Genomic DNA, 7,853 nt, shown 5'->3' on the forward strand with positions numbered 1-7,853 from the left:
TGTTTCGATTGATTTCAGGATTCACTTTCAGCCCGGCGCAATTCGTTCGATACGAGATCGAGCCGGTCGCCGGGTTCAGGAACAAGCGCATCGACGGCGAGTTCATCGCGAAGAAATCCTCTGAAAGACTCCTTCGCACCCTCTTCGCCATGCACGATCATCACCTTCGGCGAGCCGTTCCGGCTCTTCAGCCAGCGCACGAGGTCGCTACGGTCACCGTGCGCCGACAGGCCGCCGACCGTGTGGCGTTGCGCCCGCACCCGGTAGCTCCGCCCGTGCAGCGAGACCTCCTCGCGCCCCTCGACCAGCGCCCTGCCAAGCGTACCTTTGGCCTGGAATCCGGTGATGAGGAGGTGGCATTCGGGCCGCTCGATGTTGCGCTTCAGGTGGTGCACGATGCGCCCGCCATTGCACATGCCGCTTCCGGCGATGATGATCGCGCCCTCGTGGAGTTCGTTGATCTTCATCGACTCCTCCACCCTGCGGGTCAGGTGCAGGTTGCCGACGGGCGGCATTTTGCGCATCTGGCGGCGGAAAAGGCGGGCCTCGTCGTCCCATAACTCCTCGTGATGCCAGTAGATACGGCTCGCCTCAATGGCCATCGGGCTATCGAGGAACACCTGCCATTTCTCCAGCGCCCACTCATGGTAGTGCTCGCCGAAGAGGTAGAGCAACTCCTGGCTGCGGCCAATCGAGAAGGCGGGAATCAGGATGTTGCCGCGGTCGCGCCGCGAGGTTTCGATGATCTCGCCGATCTCCTTGACGGTGCTGTCGAAATCGCGGTGCCGCCGGTCGCCGTAGGTGCTCTCGACGAGCACCACGTCCGCGTGGCCGATGGCGTCGGGATCGTTCAGAATCGGCGAATCGTACTGCCCGAGGTCGCCGCTGAACACGAGCGTCCGCGTGGTCTCGCCCTCCGTGATTTCGAGCTTGACGAACGCCGAGGCGAGGATGTGGCCCGCGTCGTGAAGCGACGCCACGATGCCCGGCAAAATCTCGCGCCGCTCGCCATAGCGCAGCCCCGTCATGCTGCGGACGCACCGCTGCGCCTCCTCGACCGTGTAGAGCGGCTCGGCATCCCGCTGACCGTGCTTTTGCATGAAGCGGGCATCGTTCTCGGAAAGCATCGCCGAGTCCCGAAGCAGAATCTCGCACAGCTCGATGGTTCCGTGGTGGGTGAAAATCGGCCCACGAAAGCCGCGATTCACGAGCAGAGGCAGGCGGCCCGAATGGTCGATATGGCCATGACTGAGCACCACGGCGTCGATTTCGGACGGCTCGAACGGAAACGGCTCGCGGTTCAGCGCCTCGACCTCGCGGCTCCCCTGCACCAGCCCGCAATCGATCAGCACCGTGTAACCGCCAGCCCTGAGAATATGGCAGGAACCCGTCACCCGCCGCGTCGCCCCGTAGAATTCGATCTCCATAATAGCCCCCGTGTTTGCATGAACCGGATCACCGGCAGACTGGATGAGCCAAGCATCTATACTTAAAATGTATGCGCTGTGGGGTGAAAACCAAAAAAAAGCCTGACGCAACGGTGTTCATCGCGTCAGGCTTTTCAATCGTGAGATGGGGCAATCGCTCAGTCTTTCATGCGTTTTTTCTTCGAGGCGCTGAAGCCGGTGAAGAACGAGCCTTCGTCTTTTTTGTTCTTGCCGCCGGACGGTTTGCCAAAGCTCTTCTTCCGGTCGCCACCGAAACCGCGGTCGCCTCCACGGTCGCCGCCGCGATCACTGCCACGGTCGCTTCCGTAGCCGCGATTGCCGCCGCGATCTCCACCACGATCTCCACCGAAGCCGCGGTCGTGCCGGTCACCGTAGCCACCACCCTGGCCCCCCTCCATTTTCGAGACCCTGAGCTGGCGTCCGCAAACTCTGACCTTCTTGAGTTCCTGGAACACATCGTTCGGCATTCCTGCCGGAAGTTCGACGGTGCTGTACTGGTCGTTGATGACGATCTTGCCGACCGCTTCGGGATCGAGGCCGATCTCGTTGATGATCGCTCCGGCGATGTTGCCCGGCTTGACATCGTGAACTTTACCAACCTCGATGCGGTAGGTCTCCCGCTTCTCGTCCGAGTACAGACCGCCCTTGCTCTGCCGGCGCGGTTCGCGCTCACGGCGGTCGCCTTCGCGGAAGGACTCTCTGCGTGGCTCACGCTCATCACGGCGAGCCGAATGCTCGCGTTCGGGCTTGGCGCTGAGCAGGAACGGTTCGTCGCCCTGCAACAGCTTGGCCAGCGCGGCGGCGGCTTCCAGCTCGGATACGTCATGCTCCTGGCAGTATTGCCCGATCATGCTGATGTAAAATTCGAGGTCTTCGGCTCCGATGGTGTCGGTGACACGCTGCTTGAACTTCACGATGCGCTTGTCGTTGACCGTCTCGGTCGAGGGAAGCTCCATCAGGTCGATGCGCTTGCGGGTGGCGCGCTCGATGGCGAACAGCATCCCGCGCTCCCTCGGCGAAACAAACAGGATCGCCTCGCCGCTGCGACCGGCTCGGCCCGTGCGACCGATGCGGTGGACGTAGGACTCGGTGTCGGTCGGAATGTCGTAGTTGATGACGTGGCTGATGCGTTCGACGTCTAAGCCGCGAGCGGCGACGTCGGTGGCGATAACGATGTTCAGCGAGCCGTCTTTGAGCTGCTCGATGGTGCGCTCGCGAGCCGACTGCACCATGTCGCCATTCAGCGCGGCGGCGGAATAGCCACGCGCCTGAAGCTTTTCGGCCAGCGCCACGGTTTCAGTCTTGGTGCGCACGAAAATGATGATGCCATCGAACGGCTCGACTTCGAGGATGCGCGTCAGCGCGTCGAGCTTGTGGTGGCCGCCGACCATCCAGTAGCGCTGGCGGATGGTTTCGACGGTCGTCGTTTTGGTCTGAATGGAAATCTCGGCAGGCGCTTTCAGGTACTTGCGGGCGATGCGCACGATCGGCTGCGGCATGGTGGCCGAAAAGAGCGCCACCTGGCGGTTATCGGGGGTCTGTTCGAGAATCCACTCGACATCGTCGATAAAGCCCATGCGCAGCATCTCGTCGGCTTCGTCGAGCACGAGGCACTTGAGCCTGTCGAGGTTCAGCGTCCCCTTGCGCATGTGATCCATCACGCGGCCCGGAGTGCCGACCACCACATGAACGCCGCGCTTGAGATTGCGGATCTGCACACCGTAATCCTGGCCGCCGTAGATCGGCAGCACATGAAAGTCAGGCATGAACTCGGCATAAGTATGGAACGCCTCGGCCACCTGGATCGCCAGCTCGCGGGTCGGAGCGAGCACGAGCGCCTGCGGATCGGTCAATGAGAGATCGATATTGGACAGAATCGGCAGAGCGAACGCCGCCGTCTTGCCGGTGCCGGTCTGCGCCTGGCCGAGCAGGTCACGCCCTTCGAGAAGCAGCGGGATGGTGCTGGCCTGAATGGGAGTCGGGGTTTCATAGCCCACCGCTTCGAGTGCCCGAAGCAGCGGTTCAGCCAGTGCAAGGCTGCGGAAATTAACGGAATTGTCTTGCTGTTCGCTCATGGTTGGTTCGTTCATTGGCTCCTTCCGGGTCATTGGTAAAAAAAGCGGCCGCCGTCAAAAGAAATTCACAACAGGTAATCGAGGGGGGAGTACGCATCCGATGGTCAAAGCTGATTCCGATAAAACAAAAGAAAAATCCATCGTTCTCTGGCAAGTCACGATAAGCGACTGATCCAGAACACTTTACAGAATTTTTTCAGTTTCTTTGCCCGGCAACGCCGGAGCTGGAATGACACATAGACGCAAGCAGATGCAACCTCGAAAACACGTTCAGATTTTACTTCCGGGACAACCTCGGGAGTGGTCGCAATGCTGGAAAGAAGAGAAATGAAGAGGGGTCGTCTCATGTCAGTCTTGAGGCAGGCAGCAAGCCCACCATCGATCCATCGCACAATCAGCGGAAAAACGCGGCCCGACGGCCGTCCGGGTTTCCATGCTCTTTCTTGGCATCATCACCACAACAAAAATCGAACCATATAGTACGATTTTATCCGGCCAAAGACGAATTTATTTTCAGAAACGATCGACGGGTATCTGCGTCAGCCCAACTCCGGAGAGCTCTTCTACCTCGATGATTCCGTTCTGAAGTCGATACGCGAGAGAGCTGTGATGACGCGGTTCTGACAAAACAGCCGGATTCAGCAGGGCATAGTTCAGCCCACCGGAATGCCGCACGGAAAAGCTCACCAGCCCCGGATGGCCCTCCCGATGAAGACGAGAACCAACACCCTGGGCAACGCTGTAATCCGTTTTGTGGAGAAGCTGCGGGTAGCTTGTGACTGCCGGACGGAAATCGAGAATACCCGCCCGGCATGACACGGAAAAAATCTGACGCCGGATGACGACAGACTCGCTTTCGAGATCGGCATCGGCAAGAAAACCGCGCAACCAGTGAAACGCCGTCTCATACACCGTCGTTTCGACGGCATCGCTGCCATACCAGACGCCGAACGAGCCATCTGAAAAACGGCTTGCCTGCCAGTGCCTGAACGGCCAGAGAATGGCGTTGAACCACTCAGCCTCTTCAAAAGGGCGATAGATTTCTGGCTCGAACGATGAGTAACCCATCGGATTCACATCGGAAGCCGCTTTTTGCGCCAATGACCAGTCGGCCTGATTATCGCTCAGATCATCGAAAGAACTCTCTTCTGGCTCAGCCAATGAAACGATGTTGCGCAACAGGAGCTGGTTGACGTCCAGTAACGCAATTTCAGAAAACAGGTTATCCATAATCAGGAAACCAGCGCCCGATCGAGGTAGGAACGAACCATCAAGAGTCCGGCAAACCCTTTTCCCCTGATTACTTCGACTGGCGTATGATTATCGAAGGCCCTGTTTCTGAGAGACATCCACTGGTAAACCAGTTCCCGGTTTTCCGGAAACAGCGCCCGCAAATTTCTGTGAATCGCCAGAAGATGCCCGACCCGCTCGTACTGATCGCGACTCGTTCCAACAGGTTCGCCTTTGCGATACCGGGTCAACGCTGCTCTGTTGGAGGTCGCCAGACCAAGCAGGCTGGCCTGATCCTCGGTTGAAAGATTCCAGTGATCGAAAAGATTCATCACCATTTTCGCCAAAGCGCCGCGATCCTGCGTCGCAAGCTGCTGTCCTGCCGATGGCAACACCATATCCACACCTACTCTATTCATCTTCGCAGCCTCGCTCATAGGGTTTGTGATAATCATACGGACAACACAGGAAAGCATAACAATAAACACAAATATTGTTATGATAAGAACATCATGGTGTAACAATAGATTTCAATGAAAGTACGCTTATCGATCATCTGATCCGCCCAAGCCCAACCCGGCACAGTTCGCGGTACTCCGCGCCACCGGGTTTCAGATGCGATTCGTAGAGGCAGAGCGTGTCGAACGTTCCGCGCCACGCCACCGGCTCGCGCAGTTTGCGCTGGCCCATCGCCATGAGATCGCGGGAGTTGAAGCGGGCGATGGTGAGGTGCAGAAGGAATGATTTGCGCGGTTCGCCCGGCGCTCCGGTTGCCGCGAGAAGCCCCCGCGCGAACTCCGGCATGTCGGCGGGCGCTTTGCCGGTCGCCCAGATGAGCCTCGGGCGGCGCGGGTCGGGGCCGAACGAGATGCGCTCGAAAACGACCTCGAACGGCGCTTGCCGCTCAGCTTCGTCGCATAGCGCCCGGCACACGGCATCGACATCGAGGCACTGCCATGGCGGCACCATCGTCAGATGCAGATTTTCCGGCCTGACCCACCGCACCTTCAGCCCGGCGCGCGCCCGCCGGAACTCCCCCGCTGCCTCGACAAGCTCCCGGCCTGCGGGCAGCGCAACGAATACGCGACGCCCTTCCATCAGATGTCCATTAAAAGTATGGCGACCCACGAACCATCGGCCCGCTCTTCGACCGTCGCGCCGTGATACGTGACCGCCTTGATTTCGTCCCTCGCCCCGGAAATCACCCTGCCGATGAAGCTCCCCTCCGCGCAATGTTCGTCGATGAAGCGGATCGAAATGGCGTCGTACGCCTCGCGATGAATTTGCGACAGGGCGAGCGCTTCGTTGAGCAGATCGACGAGCAGCGATACCCGATCGGACGCTTCAATGCGGAACGGGCGCTCGACCCGCACATCCGTCCACTCCGGGCCAGTCCACGCCATCATCGCCCGCAACGCCTCGCCCGCCAGCTCCGCGAAGCTCCCGGCACTCACCTCGAAGCAGAGGTCGGCGGTATGGTCGAGCTGGCGGTACGGCATGTTCCGTAATTTCGGTGATGTATCGTTCGACAGTGCTTCATGGAGACAATGTACGCAACGAAAATGACCGATACAGCCTGACCGGAACGCGCGGCAACTCTTGTCGCTTTTTTTCTTACTTTGACGAACAAAATATCTATCCACGAAACGAATCATGGCCTCACTCGCCCTCGCCGCATACCGGTTTCTCTCTCCGCTCCAGCCGTTTCTGCTCCGGCTATTGGCGTCGCGCAAGCCGAGATTGAAAACTTTTGCGGAGGCGCGGACGAACCTCTTCGAGGAGCTTGAGGCTCGCCTGCACACGCTGCCGGAACCTTCGTGCCGACTGTGGATTCACGCATCGTCGGTCGGCGAGTTCGAGCAGGCCCGCACGATCATCGCGGAGTTGCGCGAGCAGATTCCGGAGATGGATGTGGTGGTGTCGTTCTTCTCCGACTCGGGCTACGAAACGCGCAAGCACTACCCCGACGCGGCGGCGGTCTTCTACCTGCCGCTCGACACGCCGGAGAACGCCCGGCAACTCGCGGCACTCGTCGGCGCGGACATCTTCATGCTGATGCGCTACGACTTCTGGCCGAACCATCTCGAAGCGATCAAGCGAAGCGGGGCGCGAATGCTCCTCGCCGCCGCCGCCCTCCCGCCCGGATCACCCTACATCAAGCGCGGATTGAGAGGATTTTACCGCGACCTTTTTTCGCTTTTCGACGTCATCTACACCATCGACGCCGAAGGCCGTGAGACGTTTCTGAACCAATTCGGCTGCAAGAACGTCATCACGGCGGGCGATCCGCGATTCGACCAGGTTGTCGAGCGCCAGAAAAAAAGCGACGAACGGGCGGCGCGGCTCAAGCCGCTGTTCCGCGACCAGATGGTGCTGGTCGGCGGCAGCACCTGGGAGCCGGACGAGGCGATACTCGTTCCCGCGTGGCTTTCTCTCCGCCGGAAACTCAGCCTCGTCCTGGTGCCGCACAAGGTGGATCGGCAGAACATCGGGCGGCTGCTGGAGAATCTGCGGGAGCACGACATCGAAGCGGTGACCATTTCGGCGATGGACGAAACCTTCGACCCGGCGCGGCAGGTGCTGGTGATCGACCAGACCGGCTACCTCGCCGAGCTGTACGCCATCGCCTCGATTGCCTACGTCGGCGGCGGCTTCGGCGTGAACGTGCACAACACCATCGAACCGGCCGCGCACGGCATTCCGGTGCTCTTCGGCCCGATCTACGGCAATTCGCCCGAAGCCAAGGGACTCGTCGAAGCCGGAGCGGCCACGGTGGTCACGAGCGAGCCGGAACTCCGCCAGGCGCTGACGGCGCTGGTTGAGGATGCCGGGCAACTGAAAAAGACCGGAGAAAAGTCCGCCGGTTACGTCAACGCCCGGCTCGGAGCAACCGCAATCATTGCCAGGGATATAGCACAGCATTGCCGGAGGAGGTGAGGGATTGGGATGAAATTACCGGCGATTCTCTGCAATCACCAGCATCTGTTGCGATAGGGGATTATGCGACAGTTATTGCCATAAATGGTTCTTCGCAGAATATCGTGGGTAAGGGCTTCTGCTGTTCCGTCATGATTCGATAGCCATGTTGAGTTTGCCGCAG

At 59.7% G+C, this 7,853-nt stretch carries 8 protein-coding genes; 2 read left to right on the forward strand and 6 right to left on the reverse strand.

The features are described from left to right. Positions 1–14: 14 nt before the first annotated feature. Both FGF66_RS05650 and FGF66_RS05655 read right to left on the reverse strand, forming a co-directional pair. Entirely contained in the window at positions 15–1,427 is a 1,413-nt protein-coding gene (locus FGF66_RS05650) for an MBL fold metallo-hydrolase RNA specificity domain-containing protein (RefSeq protein WP_139456703.1), read from the reverse strand. A 158-nt stretch (positions 1,428–1,585) separates the two neighbouring features. Beyond that, entirely contained in the window at positions 1,586–3,523 is a 1,938-nt protein-coding gene (locus tag FGF66_RS05655; protein WP_170181234.1) for a DEAD/DEAH box helicase, read from the reverse strand. On the opposite strand from FGF66_RS05655, the gene FGF66_RS12625 reads away from it, so the two are divergent. After that, the gene (locus FGF66_RS12625; protein ID WP_170181235.1) at positions 3,522–3,695 is read left to right on the forward strand and encodes a hypothetical protein; all 174 of its coding nucleotides are present in this window, start codon (positions 3,522–3,524) and stop codon (positions 3,693–3,695) included. The two genes, FGF66_RS05655 and FGF66_RS12625, sit on opposite strands and share 2 nt — an antisense overlap. Positions 3,696–4,036: 341 nt before the next feature. On the opposite strand, the gene FGF66_RS05665 is transcribed toward FGF66_RS12625, so the two are convergent. The 4 genes from FGF66_RS05665 to FGF66_RS05680 all read right to left on the reverse strand — a co-directional run bounded on the left by FGF66_RS05665 (position 4,037) and on the right by FGF66_RS05680 (position 6,252). Continuing rightward, positions 4,037–4,753 carry an RES family NAD+ phosphorylase gene (locus tag FGF66_RS05665; protein WP_139456705.1) on the reverse strand — a complete coding sequence of 239 codons (717 nt, stop codon included), beginning with the start codon at positions 4,751–4,753 and terminating at the stop codon, positions 4,037–4,039. Between the two features lie 2 nt (positions 4,754–4,755). Beyond that, positions 4,756–5,172, reverse strand: coding sequence for an MbcA/ParS/Xre antitoxin family protein (locus FGF66_RS05670; RefSeq protein ID WP_246046592.1), 417 nt, complete (start codon positions 5,170–5,172; stop codon positions 4,756–4,758). A gap of 133 nt (positions 5,173–5,305) precedes the next feature. Further along, positions 5,306–5,851, reverse strand: coding sequence for an RNA 2',3'-cyclic phosphodiesterase (thpR, locus tag FGF66_RS05675; RefSeq protein WP_139456706.1), 546 nt, complete (start codon positions 5,849–5,851; stop codon positions 5,306–5,308). Further along, positions 5,851–6,252: an archease gene (locus FGF66_RS05680; protein WP_139456707.1), complete on the reverse strand. Its 402-nt coding sequence runs from the start codon at positions 6,250–6,252 to the stop codon at positions 5,851–5,853. Before FGF66_RS05680 ends, thpR begins: the two co-directional genes overlap by 1 nt. 154 nt (positions 6,253–6,406) lie before the next feature. Here FGF66_RS05680 and FGF66_RS05685 point away from each other — a divergent pair, with 154 nt between their 5' ends. Further along, the gene (locus FGF66_RS05685; protein ID WP_139456708.1) at positions 6,407–7,690 is read left to right on the forward strand and encodes a 3-deoxy-D-manno-octulosonic acid transferase; all 1,284 of its coding nucleotides are present in this window, start codon (positions 6,407–6,409) and stop codon (positions 7,688–7,690) included. Positions 7,691–7,853 lie beyond the last annotated feature (163 nt).

This window comes from Chlorobaculum thiosulfatiphilum (assembly GCF_006265165.1).
Lineage (GTDB): Bacteria > Bacteroidota > Chlorobiia > Chlorobiales > Chlorobiaceae > Chlorobaculum > Chlorobaculum thiosulfatiphilum.

Coding starts and splice junctions, on each gene's coding strand:
- FGF66_RS05650 (WP_139456703.1), bottom strand. CDS start 1,427: ATGGAGATCGAATTCTACGGGGCGACGCGGCGGGTGACGGGTTCCTGC.
- FGF66_RS12625 (WP_170181235.1), top strand. CDS start 3,522: ATGGTTGGTTCGTTCATTGGCTCCTTCCGGGTCATTGGTAAAAAAAGC.
- FGF66_RS05655 (WP_170181234.1), bottom strand. CDS start 3,523: ATGAGCGAACAGCAAGACAATTCCGTTAATTTCCGCAGCCTTGCACTG.
- FGF66_RS05665 (WP_139456705.1), bottom strand. CDS start 4,753: ATGGATAACCTGTTTTCTGAAATTGCGTTACTGGACGTCAACCAGCTC.
- FGF66_RS05670 (WP_246046592.1), bottom strand. CDS start 5,172: ATGAATAGAGTAGGTGTGGATATGGTGTTGCCATCGGCAGGACAGCAG.
- thpR (WP_139456706.1), bottom strand. CDS start 5,851: ATGGAAGGGCGTCGCGTATTCGTTGCGCTGCCCGCAGGCCGGGAGCTT.
- FGF66_RS05680 (WP_139456707.1), bottom strand. CDS start 6,252: ATGCCGTACCGCCAGCTCGACCATACCGCCGACCTCTGCTTCGAGGTG.
- FGF66_RS05685 (WP_139456708.1), top strand. CDS start 6,407: ATGGCCTCACTCGCCCTCGCCGCATACCGGTTTCTCTCTCCGCTCCAG.